General features: G+C 74.3%; 26 protein-coding genes. 13 read left to right on the forward strand and 13 right to left on the reverse strand.

Going from position 1 to position 22284, the window contains the following annotated elements; all coding sequences use genetic code 11:
* Nucleotides 1–149: 149 nt before the first annotated feature.
* Nucleotides 150–773, reverse strand: a complete 624-nt coding sequence (locus IEW90_RS07795) for a biotin transporter BioY (RefSeq protein ID WP_188717592.1) — start codon at nucleotides 771–773, stop codon at nucleotides 150–152.
* Nucleotides 774–850: 77 nt separating this feature from the next.
* On the opposite strand from IEW90_RS07795, the gene IEW90_RS07800 reads away from it, so the two are divergent.
* The 3 genes from IEW90_RS07800 to IEW90_RS07810 all read left to right on the forward strand — a co-directional run bounded on the left by IEW90_RS07800 (nucleotide 851) and on the right by IEW90_RS07810 (nucleotide 4040).
* Nucleotides 851–1606 carry an isocitrate lyase/PEP mutase family protein gene (locus IEW90_RS07800; RefSeq protein WP_188717593.1) on the forward strand — a complete coding sequence of 252 codons (756 nt, stop codon included), beginning with the start codon at nucleotides 851–853 and terminating at the stop codon, nucleotides 1604–1606.
* Between the two features lie 91 nt (nucleotides 1607–1697).
* The gene (locus IEW90_RS07805) at nucleotides 1698–3308 is read left to right on the forward strand and encodes an ABC-F family ATP-binding cassette domain-containing protein (protein WP_188717594.1); all 1611 of its coding nucleotides are present in this window, start codon (nucleotides 1698–1700) and stop codon (nucleotides 3306–3308) included.
* Nucleotides 3309–3347: 39 nt separating this feature from the next.
* Nucleotides 3348–4040: a trimeric intracellular cation channel family protein gene (locus IEW90_RS07810; RefSeq protein WP_188717595.1), complete on the forward strand. Its 693-nt coding sequence runs from the start codon at nucleotides 3348–3350 to the stop codon at nucleotides 4038–4040.
* On the opposite strand, the gene IEW90_RS07815 is transcribed toward IEW90_RS07810, so the two are convergent.
* Genes IEW90_RS07815 through IEW90_RS07825 form a run of 3 tightly spaced genes read right to left on the reverse strand, consistent with a single transcriptional unit; the run spans nucleotide 4037 to nucleotide 5405 of the window.
* The gene (locus IEW90_RS07815; protein ID WP_188717596.1) at nucleotides 4037–4831 is read right to left on the reverse strand and encodes an SURF1 family cytochrome oxidase biogenesis protein; all 795 of its coding nucleotides are present in this window, start codon (nucleotides 4829–4831) and stop codon (nucleotides 4037–4039) included. The two genes, IEW90_RS07810 and IEW90_RS07815, sit on opposite strands and share 4 nt — an antisense overlap.
* On the reverse strand, nucleotides 4831–5067 hold the full coding sequence (locus IEW90_RS07820) for a hypothetical protein (protein ID WP_229679542.1): 237 nt from the start codon (nucleotides 5065–5067) through the stop codon (nucleotides 4831–4833). Before IEW90_RS07820 ends, IEW90_RS07815 begins: the two co-directional genes overlap by 1 nt.
* Nucleotides 5064–5405: a DUF3099 domain-containing protein gene (locus IEW90_RS07825; RefSeq protein ID WP_188717597.1), complete on the reverse strand. Its 342-nt coding sequence runs from the start codon at nucleotides 5403–5405 to the stop codon at nucleotides 5064–5066. The genes IEW90_RS07820 and IEW90_RS07825 overlap by 4 nt, the downstream gene beginning before the upstream one ends.
* An 81-nt stretch (nucleotides 5406–5486) precedes the next feature.
* Here IEW90_RS07825 and fabG point away from each other — a divergent pair, with 81 nt between their 5' ends.
* On the forward strand, nucleotides 5487–6194 hold the full coding sequence (gene fabG / locus IEW90_RS07830; protein WP_188717598.1) for a 3-oxoacyl-ACP reductase FabG: 708 nt from the start codon (nucleotides 5487–5489) through the stop codon (nucleotides 6192–6194).
* 31 nt (nucleotides 6195–6225) lie between these two features.
* A complete protein-coding gene (locus IEW90_RS07835; protein WP_188717599.1) occupies nucleotides 6226–6621 on the forward strand; it encodes an SRPBCC family protein in 396 nt (131 codons plus the stop codon).
* A 3-nt stretch (nucleotides 6622–6624) separates the two neighbouring features.
* Here the strand turns inward: IEW90_RS07835 and serB are convergent, their stop codons facing one another.
* Together serB and glgC are read right to left on the reverse strand one after the other, a co-directional pair.
* On the reverse strand, nucleotides 6625–7260 hold the full coding sequence (serB, locus tag IEW90_RS07840) for a phosphoserine phosphatase SerB (RefSeq protein WP_188717600.1): 636 nt from the start codon (nucleotides 7258–7260) through the stop codon (nucleotides 6625–6627).
* Entirely contained in the window at nucleotides 7257–8507 is a 1251-nt protein-coding gene (glgC, locus tag IEW90_RS07845) for a glucose-1-phosphate adenylyltransferase (protein ID WP_188717601.1), read from the reverse strand. The genes serB and glgC overlap by 4 nt, the downstream gene beginning before the upstream one ends.
* Before the next feature lie 127 nt (nucleotides 8508–8634).
* Here glgC and glgA point away from each other — a divergent pair, with 127 nt between their 5' ends.
* From glgA to IEW90_RS07860, 3 genes are all read left to right on the forward strand, one after another.
* A complete protein-coding gene (gene glgA, locus IEW90_RS07850; RefSeq protein WP_188717602.1) occupies nucleotides 8635–9834 on the forward strand; it encodes a glycogen synthase in 1200 nt (399 codons plus the stop codon).
* A 31-nt stretch (nucleotides 9835–9865) separates the two neighbouring features.
* The gene (locus IEW90_RS07855; protein WP_188717603.1) at nucleotides 9866–10651 is read left to right on the forward strand and encodes an ABC transporter ATP-binding protein; all 786 of its coding nucleotides are present in this window, start codon (nucleotides 9866–9868) and stop codon (nucleotides 10649–10651) included.
* 94 nt (nucleotides 10652–10745) lie between these two features.
* A complete protein-coding gene (locus tag IEW90_RS07860) occupies nucleotides 10746–10994 on the forward strand; it encodes a type B 50S ribosomal protein L31 (RefSeq protein ID WP_188717604.1) in 249 nt (82 codons plus the stop codon).
* 73 nt (nucleotides 10995–11067) lie between these two features.
* On the opposite strand, the gene IEW90_RS07865 is transcribed toward IEW90_RS07860, so the two are convergent.
* Nucleotides 11068–11799: an exonuclease domain-containing protein gene (locus IEW90_RS07865; protein WP_229679543.1), complete on the reverse strand. Its 732-nt coding sequence runs from the start codon at nucleotides 11797–11799 to the stop codon at nucleotides 11068–11070.
* A 48-nt stretch (nucleotides 11800–11847) separates the two neighbouring features.
* Between IEW90_RS07865 and IEW90_RS07870 the strand changes: the two genes are divergently transcribed.
* Both IEW90_RS07870 and IEW90_RS07875 read left to right on the forward strand, forming a co-directional pair.
* Nucleotides 11848–12753 (forward strand): alpha/beta fold hydrolase, encoded by a 906-nt coding sequence (locus IEW90_RS07870; protein WP_188717605.1) that lies wholly within the window; start codon nucleotides 11848–11850, stop codon nucleotides 12751–12753.
* Nucleotides 12750–13832 carry a glycosyltransferase family 4 protein gene (locus IEW90_RS07875; protein ID WP_188717606.1) on the forward strand — a complete coding sequence of 361 codons (1083 nt, stop codon included), beginning with the start codon at nucleotides 12750–12752 and terminating at the stop codon, nucleotides 13830–13832. Before IEW90_RS07870 ends, IEW90_RS07875 begins: the two co-directional genes overlap by 4 nt.
* On the opposite strand, the gene IEW90_RS07880 is transcribed toward IEW90_RS07875, so the two are convergent.
* Nucleotides 13829–14704, reverse strand: coding sequence for a Sir2 family NAD-dependent protein deacetylase (locus tag IEW90_RS07880; RefSeq protein WP_188717607.1), 876 nt, complete (start codon nucleotides 14702–14704; stop codon nucleotides 13829–13831). The two genes, IEW90_RS07875 and IEW90_RS07880, sit on opposite strands and share 4 nt — an antisense overlap.
* Between IEW90_RS07880 and IEW90_RS07885 the strand changes: the two genes are divergently transcribed.
* A complete protein-coding gene (locus IEW90_RS07885; protein WP_188717608.1) occupies nucleotides 14694–15509 on the forward strand; it encodes a TrmH family RNA methyltransferase in 816 nt (271 codons plus the stop codon). The two genes, IEW90_RS07880 and IEW90_RS07885, sit on opposite strands and share 11 nt — an antisense overlap.
* Nucleotides 15506–16768, forward strand: coding sequence for a D-alanyl-D-alanine carboxypeptidase family protein (locus IEW90_RS07890; protein WP_188717609.1), 1263 nt, complete (start codon nucleotides 15506–15508; stop codon nucleotides 16766–16768). The genes IEW90_RS07885 and IEW90_RS07890 overlap by 4 nt, the downstream gene beginning before the upstream one ends.
* Before the next feature lie 22 nt (nucleotides 16769–16790).
* Here IEW90_RS07890 and IEW90_RS07895 read toward each other — a convergent pair whose 3' ends face one another.
* Nucleotides 16791–17591 (reverse strand): SGNH/GDSL hydrolase family protein, encoded by an 801-nt coding sequence (locus IEW90_RS07895; protein ID WP_188717610.1) that lies wholly within the window; start codon nucleotides 17589–17591, stop codon nucleotides 16791–16793.
* Nucleotides 17592–17688: 97 nt separating this feature from the next.
* Between IEW90_RS07895 and dinB the strand changes: the two genes are divergently transcribed.
* The gene (gene dinB / locus IEW90_RS07900; RefSeq protein WP_229679544.1) at nucleotides 17689–18948 is read left to right on the forward strand and encodes a DNA polymerase IV; all 1260 of its coding nucleotides are present in this window, start codon (nucleotides 17689–17691) and stop codon (nucleotides 18946–18948) included.
* On the opposite strand, the gene IEW90_RS07905 is transcribed toward dinB, so the two are convergent.
* The 4 genes from IEW90_RS07905 to IEW90_RS07920 form a co-directional block, all read right to left on the reverse strand.
* Nucleotides 18945–19646 (reverse strand): DUF8692 domain-containing protein, encoded by a 702-nt coding sequence (locus tag IEW90_RS07905; RefSeq protein WP_188717612.1) that lies wholly within the window; start codon nucleotides 19644–19646, stop codon nucleotides 18945–18947. The two genes, dinB and IEW90_RS07905, sit on opposite strands and share 4 nt — an antisense overlap.
* Nucleotides 19647–19721: 75 nt before the next feature.
* A complete protein-coding gene (locus IEW90_RS07910; RefSeq protein WP_188717613.1) occupies nucleotides 19722–20297 on the reverse strand; it encodes an isochorismatase family protein in 576 nt (191 codons plus the stop codon).
* An 86-nt stretch (nucleotides 20298–20383) separates the two neighbouring features.
* Nucleotides 20384–20623, reverse strand: a complete 240-nt coding sequence (locus IEW90_RS07915; protein ID WP_188717614.1) for a PspC domain-containing protein — start codon at nucleotides 20621–20623, stop codon at nucleotides 20384–20386.
* Nucleotides 20624–20745: 122 nt separating this feature from the next.
* Entirely contained in the window at nucleotides 20746–22239 is a 1494-nt protein-coding gene (locus IEW90_RS07920) for an HNH endonuclease signature motif containing protein (protein WP_188717615.1), read from the reverse strand.
* Nucleotides 22240–22284: the final 45 nt, after the last annotated feature.

The following is a 22284-nucleotide window of genomic DNA, read 5'->3' on the forward strand; positions in this document are numbered from 1 at the left end:
CGGCGGTCTCACTGTACCGGTACAGCAATCGAGGAGCAAGATCGCGCGCACGACGACGGGCGAACCGACGGCGCAGCACGCGGCCGCAGCACGACGGAGGGCCCGCACCCTGCGGTGCGAGCCCTCCGTGCATCCGGGGTCCGGACGCGTCAATCGATGTCGCGCTCGAGGCGGCGGACGCCCGCCCACGCGGCCGGCATGACTGCCGCGGCGACGGCCCACTTGACGATGCCGCCGACGATGAACGGCACGAAGCCGAGGCCGAGCGCGCCCGCGAGGTCGACGGGCGTGCCCATGGCGGCGAGCACCGCGGCCATGTACGGGATGCCGAAGGCGAAGGGGATGAGGCTCGCCGCGCCGAAGAGCGCGATCGCGAGCACCGGGCGGCGGTCCCAGCGGCGCTCCGCGAGCCAGCCGACGACCGCGGCGGTCGCGACGAAGCCGAGGATGAAGCCGAAGCTCGGCTTGCCGATCGTGGCGATGCCGCCCGAGAACGTCGCGAAGATCGGCAGTCCGGCGAGGCCCAGCACGAGGTAGCCGGCCATGGCCATCGTGCCGCGGCGGAGGCCGAGCGTCGCGGCGACGAGCATGACGCCGAGGGTCTGGCCCGTGATGGGCACCGGCCACATCGGGATCTCGACCTGCGCGAGGCCGGCGACGACGGCGATGCCCGCGAAGACGAGCAGGAGGTCCTTGACGAGCGTGCGCCGGCCGACGAGCGCGTCGGCGAGCACGGTGCGCCGCGAGAACGGGCGTGCGATGGCAGTGGTCATGCGGTCAGCCTAGGACGCCGTGCGTGCGTGCAGGGCATCCTCAGCGGCGACCCCGGCCGCCTGCCTACGATCGGCCCATGAGCGATCTCGCATCGAAGGCATCCGCACTGCTGGCCATGCACGACGACCTCGTCGTGCTCCCGACCGCGTGGGACGCGTGGTCGGCCCGCACCCTCGTCGACGCCGGCTTCGGCGCCCTCACGATCGGCAGCCACCCGCTCGCCGACTCGCTCGGCCACGCCGACGGCGAGGCGATGACCCCCGACCAGGCGTTCGAGGGCATCGCCCGCGTCGTCGCATCGGTCGACGTGCCCGTGAGCGCCGACCTCGAGTCGGGCTACGGCCTCGCCCCGGAGGAGCTGGTCGAGCGGCTGCTCGCCGCGGGCGCCGTCGGCCTCAACGTCGAGGACACCGTGCACTCGGAGAGCCGGATGCGCGAGCCGCAGGAGCACGCCGACTACGTGGCGGGCCTGCGCGCCGCCGCCGACGCCGCGGGCGTCGACGTCGTCATCAACGCCCGCACCGACGCGTGGGCGCGCCCCGAGCTCCACGGCGCCGACGCCACCGAGCAGGCGGTGCTGCGCATGCAGCTCGCCGAGCAGGCGGGCGCCCGCGCGCTCTACCCCGTGAAGCCGCCGAGCCCCGAGGCGCTGCGCGCGGTGCTCGACGCGGTCTCGCTCCCCGTCAACGTCACGGCGCACCCCGTGCAGGGCTCCGTCGTCGGCGGCCTCGAGGAGATCCGGGCGTTCGGCGCCCGACGCGTCTCGTACGGCCCGCTGCTGCAGGCGGCGCTCACCGAGCGCATCCAGGAGGTCGTGCGCGACTGGCGCTGACGCGACCGACGCGCCGCAGCTCCCGCCGCGGGTAGCATGGAGGGCTGGGCACCGACCCGGCCCTCCACCACCCCCTGCGACAGGACCCCTCATGATCGACGTGCGCGACTTCTCGCTCTCCGTGGGGCCGCGCACCCTCATGGCCGACGTCGCCTTCCGCATCGACCGCGGCGACAAGATCGGCCTCGTCGGCCGCAACGGCGCCGGCAAGACCACCATGACGAAGGTGCTCGCGGGCGTCAGCGACGACCGCGACGGCCACGACTTCACCGGCTCGATCTCGCGCACGGGCGAGATCGGCTACCTGCCGCAGGACCCGCGCTCCGGCGACCCGAAGCAGACGGCGCGCCGCCGCATCCTCGACGCGCGCGGCCTCGGCGAGCTCGTCGAGGGCATGCGCGAGGCGACCGAGCGCATGGGAGAGGGCGGCGCGGCCGCCGACGAGGCGATGCGCCGCTACGGCAGGCTCGAGGACCGCTTCCTCGCCCTCGGCGGCTACGCGGCCGAGGCGGAGGGCGCGGCGATCGCGTCCAACCTGCAGCTGCCCGAGCGCATCCTCGACCAGCAGCTCGAGACGCTCTCGGGCGGCCAGCGCCGCCGCATCGAGCTCGCCCGCATCCTCTTCTCGGGCGCCGAGACGATGATCCTCGACGAGCCCACGAACCACCTCGACGCCGACTCCGTCACCTGGCTGCGCGAGTTCCTCAAGGGCTACCAGGGCGGCCTGCTCGTCATCAGCCACGACGTCGAGCTCGTGGAGGAGACCGTGAACCGCGTCTTCTACCTCGACGCCAACCGCCAGGTGATCGACGTCTACAACATGGGGTGGAAGCACTACCTCCGGCAGCGCGAGGCCGACGCCGAGCGCCGCAAGCGCGAGCGCGCCAACGTCGAGAAGGCGGCGAGCCAGCTCGAGCTGCAGGCGGCGAAGATGGGCGCCAAGGCGTCGAAGGCCGTGGCGTCGAAGCAGATGGCGAAGCGCGCCGAGCGGATGCGGTCGGGCCTCGAGGAGGAGCGCGCCGTCGACAAGGTGGCGAAGCTGCGGTTCCCGAAGCCCGCGCCCGTCGGGAAGACGCCGATCATGGCGCACGACCTATCGAAGTCGTACGGCTCGCTCGAGATCTTCACTGCCGTCGACATCGCGATCGACCGAGGCTCGCGCGTGGTCATCCTCGGCCTCAACGGCGCCGGCAAGACGACGCTGCTGCGGATCCTCGCGGGCGTCTCCGAGAGCGACACCGGCGGCATCGAGCGCGGCCACGGCCTCCGCGTCGGCTACTACGCGCAGGAGCACGAGACGCTCGACGTCGAGCGCTCGGTGCTGCAGAACATGCTCTCCGCCTCGCCCGACATCACCTCGACCGAGGCGCGCCGCGTGCTCGGCTCGTTCCTGTTCACGGGCGACGACGCCGACAAGCCCGCCCGCGTGCTGTCGGGCGGCGAGAAGACGCGCCTCTCGCTCGCGATGCTCGTCGTCTCGAGCGCGAACGTGCTGCTGCTCGACGAGCCGACGAACAACCTCGACCCGGCGAGCCGCGAGGAGATCCTCGGCGCGCTCGGCGCGTACGAGGGCGCCGTCATCCTCGTCAGCCACGACGAGGGCGCCGTCGAGGCGCTCGACCCCGAGCGCGTGCTCATCATGCCCGACGGCACCGAGGACCTCTGGAACCCCGAGTACCTCGACCTCATCGGCCTCGCCTAGCCTCGGAGGCGTGGGAGGCGCAGCATGGAGCCGGGGGTCATGGAACCGCTGAGCGGCGCGTGGCTCGTCGCGCACGACGCGTTCGTCGCGCTCGGGGTGCTCGCGTTCGCGGTCTCGGGCGCCCTCCTCGCCCTGCAGAAGCGCATGGACATCGTCGGCATGGCCGGCCTCGCGGTCGTCACGGCGACGGGCGGCGGCATGCTGCGCGACCTCCTCATCGGCGCGACCCCCGTCGCGGCGCTCGTCGACTGGTGGATGCTCGTCGTCGCCCTCGGCGGTGCGCTGCTCGTGTTCCTGCTGCACCGGTGGATGGACCGGCTCGACCGGCCGGTGCTCGTCTTCGACGCGATCGGGCTCGGCATCTTCGCCGTCGAGGGGGCCGCGAAGGGGCTCGAGCACGGCATGGGGCCGGTGGGCGCCGCGTTCGTCGGCATGCTCACGGGCATCGGCGGCGGCATCCTGCGCGACGCGCTCGCCAACGAGATCCCCGCGGTCTTCCGCCGCGACTCCCGGCTCTACCTCGTGCCGGCCCTGCTCGGCGCCGCGGGCGCGGCGGCGGCGGGCTCCCTCGGCGCGGGCAACTGGCTCGTGCTCGGGCTCATCGCCGCCGGCGTCACGGCGCTGCGCATCGCGAGCGAGCTGCTGCGCTGGCATGCGCCGGCGGTGGCGACGAGCGCGATCCCGCTCGCCGAGCGCGACGACCGCGACCCGTCCGCGGGCGCCGGGCGCTAGGCGCGGTCGAGGATCTCGTCCTCGACGTCCGCGTCGCTGCGGCGGCGGCGCACGGGGCGCTCCGGCTCGACGCCGCGCAGCTCCTGCCGCATCGCCCAGCCGAGCGCGACGAAGCCGCCGGCCGCGAAGACGAACCACTGCAGCGTGTACGACAGGTGCGGGCCCTCGTCGAGCACCGGGCGGGTGGCCACGGCGACGTCAGCCGGCTCGCCGCCCGCCTCCTCGGCGAGCAGCCCGTAGGCGCCCGTGTAGGTGGGCTCGCCGAGCGCCGCCGCGAGCGAGCCGAGGTCGACCGAGGCGATCTGCCCCTCGGGGGCGCCGCGGCCCGCGATGACGCCCTCGTCGGGCCGCAGCCGCGCGACGATCGCGACCGGGCCCTCCGGCGTCGCCGGCTCGGCCACCGGCCGCTCGGCGCCCGGGCCCTGCCGGATCCAGCCGCGGTCGACCCAGAGGATCGTGCCCTCGGTCGTGCGGAACGGCACGACGACGTCGAAGCCCACGTCGCCGCCGCGCACGCGGCCGCGCAGCAGCAGCGACTCGTCGACGAGGTACTCGCCCTCGACCGCGACGGGGGTCCACTGCTGGTCCTCCTCGTACGCGTCGAGCTCGGGCAGCGCCTCGGCGAGCGCGACGGGCGTGCGGTCCCAGTTGGCGTCGAGCCGCGCGATGGCGGCGAGCGCCTCCTCGCGGCGGTGCCACTGCCAGGCGCCGAGCGCGCAGCAGACGACGGCGAAGATAACTGCCACGCCGAGGTAGCCGAGCCACCGGGGCTCGCGGAGGAGGCGCAGCATCAGGCGACCCGCTCGACCGTCTCGCCGAAGGGCGTCACGGCCACGGGGAACGCGCGCGAGCGCAGCCACGCGGCGAGGCTCTCGCGGTGGTCGTCGCACGCGGCCCACGTCTTCACGCGGTCCTCGCCGTGGATGCGCGGGTTGCGCCAGTGGATGGCGTGCGCGGCCGACGCGGCGCAGCCCGAGGCGGAGCACACCGCACCCGGGCCGCCGTCGAGCATGCCCAGCAGGCTCATGGGCCGCCCTCCCGGCGCTCGTCGGCCCCCGGCCGCGCGTCGTCGACGGGCGGCGTCCAGGTCTCGGGCTGCGGCGTCGGCGCCGCGGGCAGCGCGTTCGGGATCTCGCGCACCTCGACGGGCTGCCGGGTCACCTGGTTCGCGACGACGACCGCGAAGTAGGGGATGAAGATCGCGCCGGCGGCGGGGATGAGCTTCCACCAGCCGGGCACGACGAAGAAGATGCCGAGGCAGGCGACGCGCGCGAGCATCATGTACAGGTACGTCCGGAATCGCCTCTGACGCTCCTCATCAGGAGACATCGGGAGGTCGGTGATCGACGCGGACCTGTCTCGCATGCTGCTGCAACTCTACGCCCGACCACCGACAGGCGCGCCCCGCTCCCAGGGGTCGATGGGCAGACGAATAGGCTCGGAGCCATGACCTCTCGCACCGTGCTCGTCACCGGCGGCAACCGCGGCATCGGCCGCGCCATCGCCCAGGCCTTCCTCGACGCGGGGCACCGCGTCGCGATCACCTCGCGGAACGGCGAGGGCCCGGAGGGCGCGCTGGCCGTCGCGGCCGACGTCACGGACGCCGCGTCCATCGACGCGGCGTTCACGACGATCGAGGCCGAGCTCGGCCCGGTCGAGGTCGTGGTCGCCAACGCCGGCATCACGCGCGACACGCTCCTCATGCGCATGAGCGAGGAGGACTTCTCGGACGTCGTCGACACGAACCTCACGGGCGCCTTCCGCGTCGTGCAGCGCGCCTCCAAGGGCATGCTGCGCAAGAAGTGGGGCCGCGTCGTGCTCATCTCGTCGGTCGTCGGCCTCTACGGCGGCCCCGGCCAGGTGAACTACGCCGCCTCGAAGGCGGGCCTCGTGGGCATCGCCCGGTCGATCACGCGCGAGCTGGGCGCCCGCGGCATCACCGCGAACGTCGTCGCCCCGGGCTTCATCGAGACGGACATGACGGCCGAGCTCGACGAGGGCACGCAGGCCGAGTACCGGAAGGCCATCCCGGCGGGCCGCTACGCGACCGCCGACGAGGTCGCGGGCGTCGTCCGCTGGATCGCCTCCGACGAGGCCGCGTACATCTCGGGTGCCGTGATCCCCGTGGACGGCGGCCTGGGGATGGGCCACTAGGCCGCATCCGGAGCGACGGGCCGGAGCCGCGATGGAGTCCCGCCACCTCGCCGTCGTCGTCCGCCGCGACCCCGCGGCGGTCGCGGCGTTCGCGCGCGAGCACCTCGCCGAGTGGGCTGCCGGGCTCGCCGCGGGCGACCCGCGTCCCGACCCGGCCGATCCGGCCGCGCTCGTCGTCGACTCGCCGATGGGGGAGGTGCGGGTGCGCTTCGCGCCGCGGAACGACCTCGGCGTGCTCGACCACGCGGTGACGCTGCCGGACGGCGCCGTCGTGCTGAACCCGCTCCGGGTGCTCCCGCATCCGCACGGCGCCGAGGTCGTCTTCACGCTCCGGCACCTCGACGGCGTGACGGACGAGGCGTTCGAGGCCGACGCCGCCGCGGTGCGCGCCGACCTCGACCGGCTGCGGGCGCTCCTCGAGCGCTGACCGTCAGCCCGGCAGCAGCGGGATGAGCTCGCGGAAGTCGGGCACCGAGACGACGTGGGTGGCGCGCTCGCGCACGAGCGGCTTCGCGCAGAACGCGACCGAGATGCCCGCCGCCTCCATCATGAGGAGGTCGTTGGCGCCGTCGCCGACGGCCATGATCCGCTCGCGCGGGATGCCGAGGTTGAGCCGCAGCGACTCGAGCGTGTCGCGCTTCGCGGCGCCGTCGATCACGGGGCCGGTCGAGCGCCCCGTGAGCCGCCCGTCGACCACCTCGAGGCGGTTCGCCCGCGCGTGATCGATGCGCAGCTCGGCCGCGAGCGGGTCGAGCACCTCGTGGAAGCCGCCCGAGACGGCCGCGACCGCGCCGCCGAGCGCGTGCACCGCCGCGACGAGCTCCGGCACGCCGTCGGTGACGGTGACGGCCGCGCGGGCGTCGTCGACGACCGATGCCGGCAGCCCCTCGAGGATGAGGAGGCGCTCGGCGAGCGAGGCGGCGAAGTCGAGCTCGCCGCGCATCGCGCGCTCGGTGACCGCGGCGACGTGCGCCTCCGCATCCGGCCCGACCGCGCGCGCGAGCAGCTCGATCACCTCGTCGCGGATGAGGGTCGAGTCGACGTCGGTGACGACGAGGACGCTCACGCGTGGAGCTTCGTGCCCTTGGGCACGGTGACGATGCCGCTGGCGGAGACCGACAGTCCGCGCGCCCGGTCGTGGTCGTGGTCGACGCCGACCGCGACGTTCGGGCCGATCTCGACGTCCTTGTCGACGATCGCGCGCCGCACGACGGCGCCCGCGCCCACCTTCACCTGGTCGAAGAGGATCGCGTCCGAGACGGTCGCGCCCGCGTCGATCGTGCACCACGGCGCGACGACGCTGCGGACGACGGAGGCGCCCTGCACCACGGAGCCCGCACCCACGATCGCCTCGTTCACGTCGGCCGCGCGACCCCACGCATCCCGCGTGAACTTCGCCGGGGGCATGTTCACCTGCTGCGTGTAGATCGGCCAGTCGCGGTTGTAGAGGTTGAAGATCGGCAGCGCCGAGATGAGGTCCATGTGGGCGTCGAAGAACGACTCGATCGTGCCCACGTCGCGCCAGTAGTACTTGTCGCGCTCGGTCGCGCCCGGGACCGTGTTCTCCTTGAGGTCGTAGACGTGCGCCTCGCCGCGGTCCACGAACCAGGGGATGATGTCGCCGCCCATGTCGTGGTTCGAGCCCTCGATGGCCTCGTCCTGCGTGACGGCATCGACGAGCGCGTCGGCGTCGAAGACGTAGTTGCCCATCGACGCGAGGATCTCGCCGGGGCCGACGGCGTACGGCTGCGCGTCGGCGGGCTTCTCGTGGAAGGCCTTGATGGCCCCGGTCTCCTCGGCCTCGATGACGCCGAACTGGTCGGCGAGCTCCATCGGCTGGCGGATGCCCGCGACGGTCGCCTTCGCGCCCGACTTGATGTGCGCGTGGATCATGTCCGAGAAGTCCATGCGGTAGACGTGGTCGGCGCCGACCACGACGACGATGTCGGGCTTCTCGTCGACGATGAGGTTGAGGCTCTGGTAGATCGCGTCGGCGCTGCCGGCGAACCACTGCTTGCCGGTGCGCTGCTGCGCGGGCACCGAGGTGACGTAGGAGTTCAGCATGTTCGACATGCGCCACACCTGCGAGATGTGGCGGTCGAGCGAGTGCGACTTGTACTGGGTGAGCACCACGATCTGGCGGAGCCCGGAGTTGATGAGGTTCGAGATCGCGAAGTCGATGAGCCGGTACGCGCCGCCGAACGGCACGGCGGGCTTGGCCCGATCCGCGGTGAGCGGCATGAGCCGCTTGCCCTCGCCGCCCGCCAGCACGATGCCGAAGACCTTCTTGTCGATGCGGCGCGCCGTGTCCATGGCTCCACACTAGGGCCGAGGGCTGGGAGCGGGGCCACATGCTGCTGGACGGCCCCCAGGCGGATGGGGTACATGCGGGCGGATGCGGGGATGGGTCGCGCGGGGGACCGCGGGATAGTCTCGTGCCGTGCGAGTCGACGTCATCTCGAAGGAGTATCCGCCCGCGATCTACGGCGGCGCCGGGGTCCATGTCACGGAGCTCGTGCGTGCGCTGCGGCGCACCGACGAGGTGCAGGTGCGCTGCTTCGGCGCCCCGCGCGACGAGGCCGACGTGACGGCCTACGACGTGCCCGCCGAGCTCGCCGACGCGAACGCCGCGCTGCAGACGATCGCGGTCGACCTGCAGATCGCCGACGCCTGCGCGGGCGCCGACGTCGTGCACTCGCACACCTGGTACGCGAACGAGGCGGGCCGCCTCGCCCAGCAGCTGCACGGGGTCGGGCACGTCGTCACCGCCCACTCGCTCGAGCCGCTGCGCCCGTGGAAGGCCGAGCAGCTCGGCGGCGGCTACGCGATCTCGAGCGACATCGAGCGCCGCGCGTACGAGGCCGCCGACCGGGTCATCGCCGTCTCCGACGGCATGCGCGCCGACATCCTCCGCAGCTACCCCTCGCTCGATCCCGAGAAGGTCGTCACGATCGTCAACGGCATCGACCTCGACGACTGGGCGCCGAACCCGGACGCGGACCGCGCGCGCGAGCTGGGCCTCGACCCCGACCGCCCCTCCGTCGTCTTCGTCGGCCGCATCACGCGCCAGAAGGGCCTCCCGCACCTGCTGCGCGCCGCCCGGGCGCTCCCGCCGGAGGCGCAGCTCGTGCTGTGCGCCGGCGCGCCCGACACCCCCGAGATCATGGCCGAGGTGCGCGGCCTCGTCGAGGAGCTGCGCGCCGAGCGGGAGGGCGTCGTCTGGATCGACGAGGTGCTGCCGCGCGAGGACCTGCGGGCGCTCCTCACCCACGCCACCACGTTCGTCTGCCCGAGCGTCTACGAGCCGCTCGGCATCGTGAACCTCGAGGCCATGGCGTGCGGCGCGGCCGTCGTCGGCAGCGCGACCGGCGGCATCCCCGAGGTCATCGACGACGGCGTGACCGGCGTGCTCGTGCCGATCGACCAGGTGCAGGACGGCACGGGCCGCCCCACCGACCCCGAGCGCTTCGAGGCCGACCTCGCCGCCGCGCTCACCCGCGTGCTCGCCGACCCGGAGGCGGCGCGCCGGATGGGCGAGGCCGGCCGGGAGCGGGCGCGCGAGCGCTTCGACTGGGGCCGCATCGCCGAGCGGACGCGCGAGGTGTACGAGCAGGTGGTCGCCGAGCGCGCCGCGCGCTGAGGCGGGCTCACGGCTCGATAGGCTCGCTCCCATGGCCAGCGTCCTCGAGCTCACCGACGTCTCGTTCGTCCGAGACGGCAACCGCATCCTCGACTCGGTCACCTGGTCGGTCGACGAGGCCGACCGCTGGGTGATCCTCGGCCCGAACGGCGCCGGCAAGTCGACGATCCTGCAGCTCGCCGCGGCCGCCACGCACCCCTCGAGCGGCACGGTCGACGTGCTGGGGGAGCGGCTGGGGCGCGTCGACGTGTTCGAGCTGCGCACCCGCATCGGCCTCGCCGCGACGGCGCTCGCGCGCCGCATCCCCGCGTGGGAGCGCGTCGGCGACGTCATCCTCACCGCCGCCTATGCCGTCACCGGCCGCTGGCAGGAGCGGTACGAGTCGGTCGACCTCGAGCGCGCCGCCGAGGTGATGGACGCGTGGGACCTCACGAGCCTCTCGACCCGCACGTTCGGCACCCTCTCGGACGGCGAGCGCAAGCGCGTGCAGATCGCCAGGGCCGTCATGACCGACCCCGAGCTCATGCTCCTCGACGAGCCGGCCGGCAGCCTCGACCTCGGCGCGCGCGAGTCGCTGCTCGAGTCGCTCGAGGACTACGCCTCGAGCTCGCTCGCGCCCGCGATCGTCATGGTGACGCACCACGTCGAGGAGATCCCGCCGGGCTTCACGCACGGCCTGCTGCTCTCGGCCGGCCGCGTCGTCGCGGCGGGCCCGCTCGCCGAGGTGCTCACCGACGAGCGCCTCACCGAGACCTTCGGCGCGCCGCTGCGCGTGCGCCAGGAGGACGGCCGGTGGACGGCGCGCGCGGCGCGCTGAGACTGGCCCGGCGGCACCGCGCCTGGTATATTCGTCTGTCGGCCCACATGTGGCCGATTCCAGACTTCCCTCGCTCGAGCGACCAAGGACGACCATGAAGACCGAGATCCACCCCGACTACCAGCCGATCGTGTTCCGCGACCTCGCCTCGGGCGAGACGTTCCTCACGCGCTCCACGATGACGAGCGACAAGACGATCGAGCTCGACGGCACGACCTACCCGGTCATCGACGTCGAGATCTCCTCGGCCTCGCACCCGTTCTACACGGGCAAGCAGCGCATCATGGACTCGGCCGGCCGCGTCGAGAAGTTCAAGAACCGCTACAAGGGCTTCGGCGGCTGAGCCGACCCACGAGCGTCCGGAGGGGCGGCGAGCATCTGCTCGCCGCCCCTCCGTCGTTCCCGGACCGCTGGGCTCAGGCGCGCAGCGGCCAGCCGCGGCCCGCGGTGAACGACGGGTCGGTGCGGCGGCGGAACTCCTCGAAGTCGGCCGCCTGGGCCTCGGCCCACTGCTCGGTGCGCTGGTGGAGCGAGATGGGGTCGATGCGCAGCTCCTCGAAGCGGCCCGTCATCGCCTGGGCGATGCGGCCGGCCGCGATCGCGTCGGCCGACGCGTCGTGCGCGTCGACGAGCCGCACGCCGTAGTGCTCGGCGACGAGGCCCAGCGTGCGCTTGCCGCGGCGGTAGCGGTCGAGCTGCTTGTCGAGCACGAGCGGGTCGATGACGGGGCGCACGACGAGCGGGTCGAGGCCGTGGCGCGCGCACTCGGCCGTGAGGAGCGACACGTCGTAGGCGGCGTTGTAGGCGCACACGGCCAGGCCGTCGGCGAGGTGGCCGGCGATCGCATCGCGGACCTCGGCGACGACCTCGGCGGCGGGCCGGCCCTCCGCGCGGGCGCGCTCGGTGGTGATGCCGTGCACGGCGACGGAGCCCTCGGGGATCTCGATGCCGGGGTCGGCGAGCCAGTGCCGCTCGGCGACGACCGCGCCCGCGGCGTCGAGCACGCCCACGTACGCGGTGACGATGCGGGCCTCGCGCGGGTCGACGCCCGTGGTCTCGAGGTCGAACACGACGAGCCGGTCGATCCAGCGATCGGGAGCCGCGGGGCTCACCTCGAGGATCGGGCGGTGCAGCATCGTCTCGGCCATGCGTCGACGGTACCGGCGGCCGCCCACGCACGCCGGTAGGCTCGGCGGGTGCCGACGCCCTCGCCCTTCTCCGACCTGCTGGAGGCGCTGCCGCAGCGCGAGCGCCGCGTCGAGGCGGCGGGCACGTCGACCGCCGTGTTCGAGTACGGCGCCGAGGACGCGCCGCCCGTCGTCTTCGTGCACGGCTTCCGCGGCGACCACCACGGCCTCGAGCCGATCGCGGCGCACCTGCCGGGCCTCCGCGTCATCGCGCCCGACCTGCCGGGCTTCGGCGCCTCCGACGCGCTGCCGCTCGCGAGCATCGACGCCTACGCCGACCACCTCATCGCGCTCGTCGCCGAGCTCGCGCCCGGCGCACCGGTGCTCGGCCACTCCTTCGGCTCGATCGTCGTCGCCCACGCCGCGGCGCGCGGCCTCGACACGAGCCGCATCGTGCTCGTCAACCCCATCGCGACGCCCGCGCTCGAGGGGGGCAGCCGCCTCGGCTCGCTCGCGGCGCTCGGCTACTACCGCGCCGCCGCGGCGCTGCCCGAGCGCGCGGGGCTCGCGCTGCTCGGCGCGCCGCCGATCGTGCGCGGCATGAGCGCATTCATGGCGAAGACGCGCGACCGGGCGCTGCGCGCCTGGATCCACGAGCAGCACGACCGCTACTTCTCCACCTACGCGTCGCGGCAGGCGGTGCTCGAGGCCTTCGACGCCTCGATCCGCCACACCGTCGGCGAGGTCGCCGCGAGCATCCGGCAGCCCGTGCAGCTCATCGCGGCCGACCGCGACGACATCACGCCGCTCGCGCACCAGCACCGGCTGCGCGCGACCTTCCCGGACGCGCGCCTCTCGGTGCTGACGGGCGTGGGCCACCTCGTGCACTACGAGCGGCCGCGCGAGGCGGCGGCGATCGTGCGCCGGTTCCTCGCGGAGGAGGCCGGCGGGTCCGTCGGCGGGGCCGCCGCGTGAGGGTGCTCTTCGACTGCCGCTACGTGCGCCTCGAGCGGCACGACGGCATCTCGCGCTACTCGGCCGAGCTCGTCCACGAGCTCGCGCGGCACCACGAGGTGACGATGCTCGTGAGCGACGCGCGGCAGCTCGCGATGCTGCCGGACCTCCCGCACGTGCTCGGGCCGTCGCCCACGGGCCCGCTCGAGCCGCTCGCCGCGCGGCGCCTCCGGCACGTCGACGTCGACGTGGCGTTCTCGCCCATGCAGACCATCGGATCCGCGGGCCGCGCCTGGCCGCTCGTCACGACGGTGCACGACCTCATCTACTACCGCCATCCGACGCCGCCGCGGAACCTGCCGGCGCCCGTCCGCGCGCTCTGGCGGCTCTACCACCTCTCGTTCGCCCCGCAGCGGATGCTGCTGAACGGCGTCGACGGGGTCGTGACGGTGTCGGAGACGACGCGGTCGCTCATCGCCGAGCACCGGCTCACGCGCCGCCCGGTGGCGGTCGTGCCGAACGCCGCGGCCGACCTCGGCGCGCCCGTCGTGCACGACGCGCCGCCGACCCGCAGGCTCGTCTACATGGGCTCGTTCATGCCCTACAAGGACGTCGACACGCTCGTGCGCGCCGCCGCCATCCTGCCCGAGCACGAGCTGCACCTGTGCAGCCGCGTCGACGCCGCCGAGCGGGCGCGGCTCGAGGCCGTCGCGCCCGGTGCACGACTGGTCTTCCACGACGGCATCTCCGACGAGGGCTACGTCGAGCTGCTGCGCAGCGCCACGGCGTTCGTCCACGCCTCGCACGACGAGGGCTTCGGCATCCCCATCCTCGAGGCGATGAGCCTCGGCGTGCCCGCCGTCGTGGCCGACACCGCGATCTTCCGCGAGGTGGGCGGCGAGGCGGCGCTGCGGTTCCCGGTCGGCGACGCGCGGGCGCTCGCGGATGCGGTGCGGGCGCTCGAGGGGGCGTGGGCGGCACGCTCGCGCGCCTCGCTCGCGCACGCGGCGCGGTGGTCGTGGCGCGACTCGGGGGAGCGGCTCGCGCGGTTCCTGGAGGAGGTCGTCGCCGGACGGGCGAGGGCGGCGGGTCGGCGCTAGAACGGCGCGACGAGCGCGTCGGCGAGCTCGGTGAGCAGCTCGCTCGTGCCGCCCTCGACCCGCACCGCGGCCCTCGCATCCCAGCGCGTCGGCCCGCGGTTGATGATGACGATCGGCACGGCCTTGCGCCGCGCGACCTCGAGCAGCCGCGTGCCGGAGTTCACGACGAGCGACGAGCCGGCGACGAGCACGGCGTCGCCCTCGGCGACGATGTCGCGCGCTGCCGCGAACACGTCGGTGGGCACGAGCTCGCCGAAGAAGACGACGTCGGGCTTGAGGATGCCGCCGCAGACGGGGCACGGCGGCACGTGGAAGTCCTGCGAGGCGTCGATCTCGACGTCGCCGTCGGGCTGCAGGCGCACCTGCTCGGGCACGACGATCCAGGGGTTCAGCGCCTCGATGTCAGCGGCGATCCGCTCGCGGTCGAAGGCCGTGCCGCACTGCAGGCACGAGACGGTGTGCATCTGCCCGTGCACGTGCGTGACCCTGCGGCTGCCGGCGCGCTCGTGCAGGTCGTCGACGTTCTGCGTCGCGATGCCGGTGATGAGGCCGGCCTCCTCCATGAGCGCGAGCGCGCGGTGCCCGTCGTTGGGGTGCACGGAGGTGAAGCGGCGCCAGCCGAGGTGGCTGCCGGCCCAGTAGCGGCGGCGCGCGTCCTCGCTCGAGCGGAAGGTGTCGAACACCATCGGCGTGCGCGGCGGGGCGCCCTCGCCGCGGTAGTCGGGGATGCCGGAGTCGGTCGAGATCCCGGCGCCCGTGACCACCGCGATGCGGCGGCCGCGGAGGAGGGAGATCGCTGCGTCGAGCACGGTCGACAGCCTATCCGCCGGTACGATCTGAGCTGGCGGAAGGGAGGTCCGGATGGCCGTCATCGCGATCGAGTCGCTGGAGGACCCTCGCCTCGAGGACTACGTCTCGCTCACCGACGTGGCGCTGCGCCGCCGCACCGAGCCCGAGCGCGGCCTCTACATCGCAGAGTCGCAGACCGTGCTCGAGCGGGCGCTCCGCGCCGGCCACGAGCCGCGCAGCGTGCTCGTCGCGCCGCGGTGGCTGCCGCAGGTCGAGGAGGTGCTCGACGGCCGCGACGTGCCGGTCTTCGTCGGCGAGGAGCCCGTGCTCGAGGCGCTCACCGGCTTCCACCTGCACCGCGGCGCGCTCGCCGCCATGCAGCGCCCCGCGCTGCCCGACCCGGCGGCGCTGCTCGCCGACGCCCGCCGCGTCGTCATCCTCGACGGCCTCGTCGACCACACGAACGTCGGGGCGGCCTTCCGCTCGGCGGCAGGCATCGGCGCCGACGCCGTGCTCGTGACGCCCACGAGCGCCGACCCGCTCTACCGTCGCAGCGTCCGCGTCTCGATGGGCACGGTGCTGCAGGTGCCGTGGACGCGCATCCCGGCAGTGCCGGAGGCGATGCCGCTCCTGCGCGAGGCGGGCTTCGAGGTGGCCGCGCTCGCGCTCCGCGACGATGCCGTCGACCTCGCCGACTACGCGGCCGCGCCGCCCGAGCGGGTCGCGCTGCTGCTCGGCTCCGAGGGCCCCGGCCTCGACGCGCGGGCGCTCGCCGCCGCCGACCGCACGGTGGTCATCCCCATGCTCCACGGGGTCGACTCGCTCAACGTCGCCGCGGCCGCCGCGGTCGCGATGTGGGCGCTGCGTCCGCCGCGGGGCGGCGCGTGACCGTCACGGCGGCGACGCAGCGATCGCGGCGGACGCCCTGGGGCGTCGTGCTGCTGCGCTCGCTCGTCGTGCTCGGCCTCGCGGTCGCCGTCGTGCTCGCGACCGCGGTCGCGTTCGCGCCGGCGCCGGCGGTCGAGGCGACGGCGGTGCCGATCGCCGCCGAGCCGGAGGCGGAGGCCGCGTCGGTCGAATGGCCGGACTCGCGCAGCGCCGGGTACGGCGTCGTCGGCGTCGACGGCTCCGCGCGCACCGCCGGCAGCACCGACGCGCACCCCATGGCGAGCGTGACGAAGCTCGTCACCGTGCTCGTGGTGCTCGACCGGCACCCGATCGCGTCCGACTCCAGGGGCGCCGACATCGTCCTCGACTCCGCCGACGTCGACGCGCTCGGCGCCGCGATCGCCGACAACGCGCCGATCGCGCCCGTCTACGACGGCATGGTCGTGTCGCAGCGCGACCTCGTGGAGTGGGCGCTCGTCGACTCCGCCGCGAACGCCGCCTGGTCGCTCGCGCGCTGGGGCTTCGGGTCGATCGACGGCTTCCTCACGGCCGCCGACGACTTCGCCGCCCGTCACGGCCTCACGCAGACCGACCTCGCCGACCCCTCGGGCCTCGACGCGGCGAGCGTCTCGAGCGCGGCCGACCTCGTGCAGATCGGCCTCATGGCGGTCGACGACCCCGTGATCCTCGGAACCCTCCAGCTGGAGTCGGTGCGCATCCCCGGCATCGGCATCGCCCCGAACACGAACCGGATCCTCGGCGAGGGCGACGTCGACGGCGGCAAGACCGGCACGCTGCGCGTCTGGGGGCGCAACCTCTTCGCGACCGCGGTGCGGACGGTCGACGGCGAGCAGCGGCGCGTGGTCGCGATCGTCATGGGCACCATCACCGCCGACGGCATCGACGCGCAGATGCTCGCGCTCGTCGAGTCGCTCTGGGACGACTTCGGCGAGCGGGTCTCGCTGCCGGAGGGCACCGTGGTCGCCGAGTACCGCGCCCCGTGGGGCGACACGGTCGAGGCGACGACGACGGCCGACATCGCGGTCGACTCCTTCGGCGACATCGTGCCGAGCGCGAGCGCCGAGGTGCGCTCGGTGGAGGTCGACGCGCCGCGCGGCGAGGTCGGCGAGGCGTGGGCGGTCGTCGGCGAGGAGCGCATCGCGGTGCCGGTGCGCACGGGCGGGATGCTGCCGGGGCCCGACGTGCAGTGGCGGCTCGCCAACGCGGTCGAGGTGCTCGGGTGGTACGGGCTCTGGTGAGCGCGCCCGGCGGCGCGCGCCGCTAGTCGAGGTGCTCGAAGGGCAGCACCGGGCCCGGCGTCGGCCGCTTCGGGTGGATCGTGTCGCCCGACGACTGCCCGCGGAGGCGCCGCACCACCCACGGCGCGAGGTGCTCGCGCGCCCAGTGGAGGTCCTCCATGCGCATCTGCTGGCGCGTGCGGTGGGGGAGCGGCTCGGGCTCGAGGGGCGCGAGCTCGTGGTGGACGCCGAGGGCGTCGAGCACGAGGATCGCGATCGTGTGGTGGCCGAGCGGCGCGAAGTGGAGGCGGTCGGGCGCCCACATCTGCGGCTGCTGCAGCTGGCGGGCGGACCACATGTCGGCGACGACGGCGCCGTGCTTCGCGGCGATGCCGTGGAGGTTCGCGTTGTAGATGCCGACCTTGCCGCGGATGGCGCGCAGCACCGGGGTCATGGCGATGTCGGGGCCGTTGAAGAGCACCACCTCGGCGCCGGTGGCGCGGAGGCGCCCGACGACGCCGTCGAGCCTGGCTGCGATCGCGTCGGGGTCGCCGCCCGGTCGGATGAGGTCGTTGCCGCCGGCCGAGATGGTGACGAGGTCGGGCTCGAGGGCGATCGCGGCGTCGAGCTGCTCGGCGACGATCTGGTCGAGGAGCCGGCCGCGGATGGCGAGGTTCGCGTAGCCGAGGTCGGTGCGGGTGCGCGCGAGCTCCTCGGCGACCCGGTCGGCCCAGCCCCGGACGCCGTTGGGGAGGTCCGGCTCCTCGTCGCCGACCCCCTCCGTGAAGCTGTCGCCGATCGCGACGTATCTGGAGTAGGGGTGCTCCATGCCCGGGTGCTGCATGCCTCCATCCTGCACCCGGAACCTGGTCGGGCGTCCACCTCCGACGGCGTGTGGGCGGGCCGTGCCAGCATGGAGGCGTGAGCAAGCAGGACGGGCCGTGAGCAAGCAGGACGGCTCCGACCGCCTCGTCTCCGGCCCCGACGTCGACGACTCGACGGCCACGATCCTCCACGTCGACCTCGACGCCTTCTTCGCGTCGGCGTCGCTGCTCTCGCGGCCCGACCTGGTCGGCCTGCCGGTGGTGATCGGGCACGACTCGTCGCGCTCGGTCGTGACGGCGGCGACCTACGAGGCCCGCCGGTACGGCGTGCACTCCGCCATGCCGATGGCGCGGGCGCTGCGGCTCTGCCCGACGGCCGTGATCCTCGAGCCGGACTTCCGGCTGTACTCGACGCTGTCGAAGCAGGTGATGGCGATCCTCGACGACGTCTCGCCCGAGGTGGAACGGCTCGGCATCGACGAGGCGTTCGTGGGCATCGCGGGGGTGCGGCGGCTGTCGGGCGGCGCGAACCGGATCGGGCCGGCGATCCGTGGCCGGGTGCGCGCCGAGACGGGGCTCGTCGCCTCGATCGGGGCCGCGTCGACGAAGTACGTCGCGAAGCTCGCGTCCTCGCGGGCGAAGCCCGACGGCCTCCTCGTCGTGCCGGACGACCGCGTGATCCAGTTCCTGCACCCGCAGCCGGTGTCGGCGCTGTGGGGCGTCGGCCCGAAGCAGCAGGAGCGGCTCGCGCGCTACGGCCTGCACACCGTCGGCGACGTGGCGCGCACGAGCCAGGAGCGGCTCTCCGCGTGGTTCGGCGAGGCGACGGGAGCCCACCTGCACGCGCTCGCGTGGGCGCGGGATCCCCGCTCGGTCGTCGAGCGCGAGGCGCAGGAGCGGGGCCACGAGCAGTCGTTCGGCCACAACCACACGTTCTTCCGCGACGTCACCGACCGGGGCGAGCTGCAGAGCGAGCTGCTGCGGCTCGCGACGGGGGTCGGGCGCCGGCTGCGCGACAAGGGCGTGCAGGGGCGCACGATCACGCTCACCGTGCGGTTCCACGACTTCCGCACGATCACGCGGTCGCGGACGCTCACGGAGCCCACCGACGTGACGCGCGTCATCGTCGAGACGGCGTGGTCGCTGCTCGACGCGCTCGGCGAGATCCCGCCCGTGCGGCTGCTCGGCGTGCGGGCGAGCTCGGTGCAGGACGCCGCCGACCACGGCCTGCTGTGGGACGATTCCGCCACCTGGGGCAGCGCGGAGCGGGCGATGGATGCGGTGCACGACCGCTTCGGCGCGGCGGCGGTCGCTCCGGCGAGCATGCTGCGGCGCGAGCGCAAGCGCGACGACACGGGGCCGTCCGGCGGCGACTAGGCCGGCACCGGCGACTCGCGGGGCGCCGTCGGTGCGAGCGCGTGGAGCGCCTCGAGCGCCACGACCCAGAGCATCGCGCTCGCGAGGAGCATCTCACCGCCATCCTCGAGCAGATCGCCCCAGACCCGCTTGACCTCGACGGGGAGGAAGGTGGCGGCCGCCACGTCGACGAGCACCCCGACGACGACGAGGCCGGCACCGAGGGCGATGACGCGCGAGCTCCGGTCGCGCACGCGGCCGCGCGATGTCGCCCAGGCGATCACGACCGCAGGCACGAGGACCGCGCCGAACGCCGCGATGACGACGAGGCCCCCCAGCTCGACGGCGGGCACATGCGGCACCGCGACGTCGATCGCGATGCCGACGCGGCGGCCGAGCTGCTCGTGGAGGAGGAAGGCGTCGGTCAGGAGCAGCACGCCGAACGTGGCCGACAGCGGCAGCCAGCGCCACTCACGGCCGACCCAGGCCAGCACGACGAGCCCGAGCGAGAGCCACGACCACTTCAGATACTGGTACAGCTCGCCCCAGCCGCCGTCCGCCGCGAGGCTCCACTGGCCGTACGTCCCTGCCCCGGCGAGCGTGTGGCTGAGATGCAGCGCGATGAGGCCGAGGTCGACCACGAGGAGCGCCCCGAGCAGCACAGCGCCCAGCGGCAGCCGCCGCTCGTGCCGGTGCCCGGCCACCTCTTCCACCGCCATCCGCCACCTCCTCGATCGCCCGTCAGGCTAGCGACCGGTCGGCCGGTCACGGCGGAGGCTGGGATGAGAGTCGTCTCATGCTGCCCGATGGCGATCGGCGAGCAGAGCGCCGATCGTGGCGACCGTCGCGAACCGGCCGTGGAGCGCCGAGCCGGTGGCTCGCTGGATCTCGGCGGCGGTGATCGTGCCGCCGTCCCATGCGGGATGCGGATGCGTGGCGGTGGCGTCGAGCACGAACGTCACGGCGTAGCCGAGGTCGCTCGCGGCGCGTGCCGTGGTCTCGCAGCACTGCTCGGTTCGGATGCCGGTGATGACGACCTCGTCGACGCCGAGGGCGCGGAGTCGCTCGTCGAGGCCGGTGCCGTCGGCGTCGGCGCCCGCGAACGCGCTGTGGACGCGCTTGGCGATGCGCACATCGCCGTCGCCCGGCTCGAGGCCGGCCTGGAGGCGCACGTGGCCGAGCGCTGGATCGAACGGGCCGCCGGAGCCGGGCTCCTCGTGCAGGACCCAGACGACGGCGTCGCCGGATGCGCGGCCGTGCTCGACGACGCGGCCGATGCGCTCGACGATGTCCGGGGCGGAGACCTGCGCCCACTCGTCCTCGCGAGCGAGGAAGGAGTCCTGGACGTCGACGACGAGGATGGCGCGCATGCGCTCAGCCAACCATCGCGCTGCTCCGCGTGCGAGGCGGGATCCCGCCGACGACCGACGAGATGGTGCCGTTCAGGCAGGAGGACTCAGCGGCGTCCGAGCCACCGCTCGAGCGGGATGGAGCCCGACTGGTTCGGGGTCACGACCCAGAGCACGAGGTAGAGGCCCCAGCCGACGACCGGCAGCAGGAAGAGGAGGAGCGTGACGATGCGCACGACGAGCGGGCTGACGCCGAGCTTGGCGGCGATGCCGCCGCAGATGCCGGCGAGGAGGCGCGAGGGGCCGCGGCGGAAGCCGGAGCGGCGGATGCTGTCGAAGACGGACATGGCACGACGGTAGCCGGGCAGCCCTGCGGAAGGCTGAGCGGGTGCCGCTGGGACGCCGTCATCTGGTCGAGCGCCCCACTGGTCGAGGAAGCCGCGCTCGGGCCCGCTGGTCGAGGGGGATCTCAGAAGGGGTGCGGGCGGCCGGGCGGGCCGCGAGCGCGTGCGGGTCTGGGGTCGTGGAAGCTCGGGATGCGGGGCCGGGGCGGCGGCTCGGGCTCGTCGGTGAGGATGGTGCCGGTGGGGCTGGTCCACTCGAGGACGCCGCCGGAGAGCTGACGGACGTGCCAGCGGGTGGCGTGCTTGATGGTGTGGTGGCGCCTGCACAGGTGCGCGAGGTTCCCGTCGGCGGTCGGGCCGCCGTGGGCGTGCTCGCGGGTGTGGTCGGCGTCGGCGCGGAGGGCGGGCGCGCCGCAGCCGGGGAAGCGGCAGCGGCCGTCGCGGGCGCGCAGCCAGCGGCGCTGCGCCGCGGACGGCCGGTAGCGGTCGACGGCGAGCGCGCGGCCGGTGACGGGGGAGAGGAAGAGCCGGTCCCAGCCGGACGCGCCGGCCGCGATGGCACGGGCGGTGGCGGGGTCGACGAGCATCCGCCCGTGGAGCGACGCCGGGTCCGGGTCGGCCGCGCCGTCGTCGGCCAGCAGCGCCGTGGCGGGGATCGTGACGGTGACGACGGGCGTGATCGCGGAGGCGGCGTGGGCGTCGTCGGGCGCCTGCCCGCAGAGCAGCAGCTCCGCCAGCGCGTCGGCGCGCCGCTGGTCGATCGTGCGGGGATCGTCAGCCGGCAGGGCGCGGACGGCCTGCGTGAGGCGGTCGAGGATCGCGGCACCGAGCAGCGCGGGCATCCGGGCGGCGACCTCGCACATCCCGTCGGGCAGCTCGTGGAGGCGCACGTGCCGCTCCTCGCGGGCGGCGTCGTACCGCTGCTGCAGCGGCGCCGACAGCGCCGCATCCACGATCCGCCCCGCCCGACGCCGCAGCCTCGCCGGCGTCGTCCTCTCGGCGATCGCGACCAGCTCCGCCTCCACCCGCGCCCGCAACTCCGGCGCCACCGCGGCATCGAGCCGCAGCGGCAGCGTCTCCGCGTCCAGCACCCGCAGGTGCGAGGCCGACAGCCGGCCCTCGCACGCCGCGGCGTGCGCGAGCGGCAGCTCCTCGACGATCGCGACCGCCTCGGTCATCGCGCGCTCCATCGCCACGTCCGAGACGCGCAGCTCCGCCGCCGCGATCGTCGCGAGCTCGCGCACCTGCATCGTCGCGTCGCCACCGCGGCGGCTCGCCCGTCGCAGATGCTCGGCGAGCAGGGCGCGACGCCGGCCGGCGATGCGCGCCGCCTGCGCGTCGAGCGCACGGAGCTCGGCCGCGAATCCCTCATCGAGCCGAGCATGCCGCTCAGCATCGGTCATGGGCGCCTCAGCGCGCCGCGGCAGGTTCGCGCCCGCCTCGGCCAAGGCCGCGACCTGCGCATCGCTCAACGCCAGCAGCCGCTCGAGCCAGTCCGCCTCGGCCGCGTCGAGCGACGCCTCCAGCTCGTCGGCCGCAGCACCCGAGGGATCGAGCAGCAGCCCGGCGCGCACGAGCCCGATGTGGGCGTCTGCGTCGATCACGGGCTCCGTCGGCATGCCCTCATCTGACCACGGGCCACTGACATGGCCGGCTCGCGGTGC

Source organism: Agrococcus terreus, assembly GCF_014645235.1.
In the GTDB taxonomy this organism is placed as follows: domain Bacteria; phylum Actinomycetota; class Actinomycetes; order Actinomycetales; family Microbacteriaceae; genus Agrococcus; species Agrococcus terreus.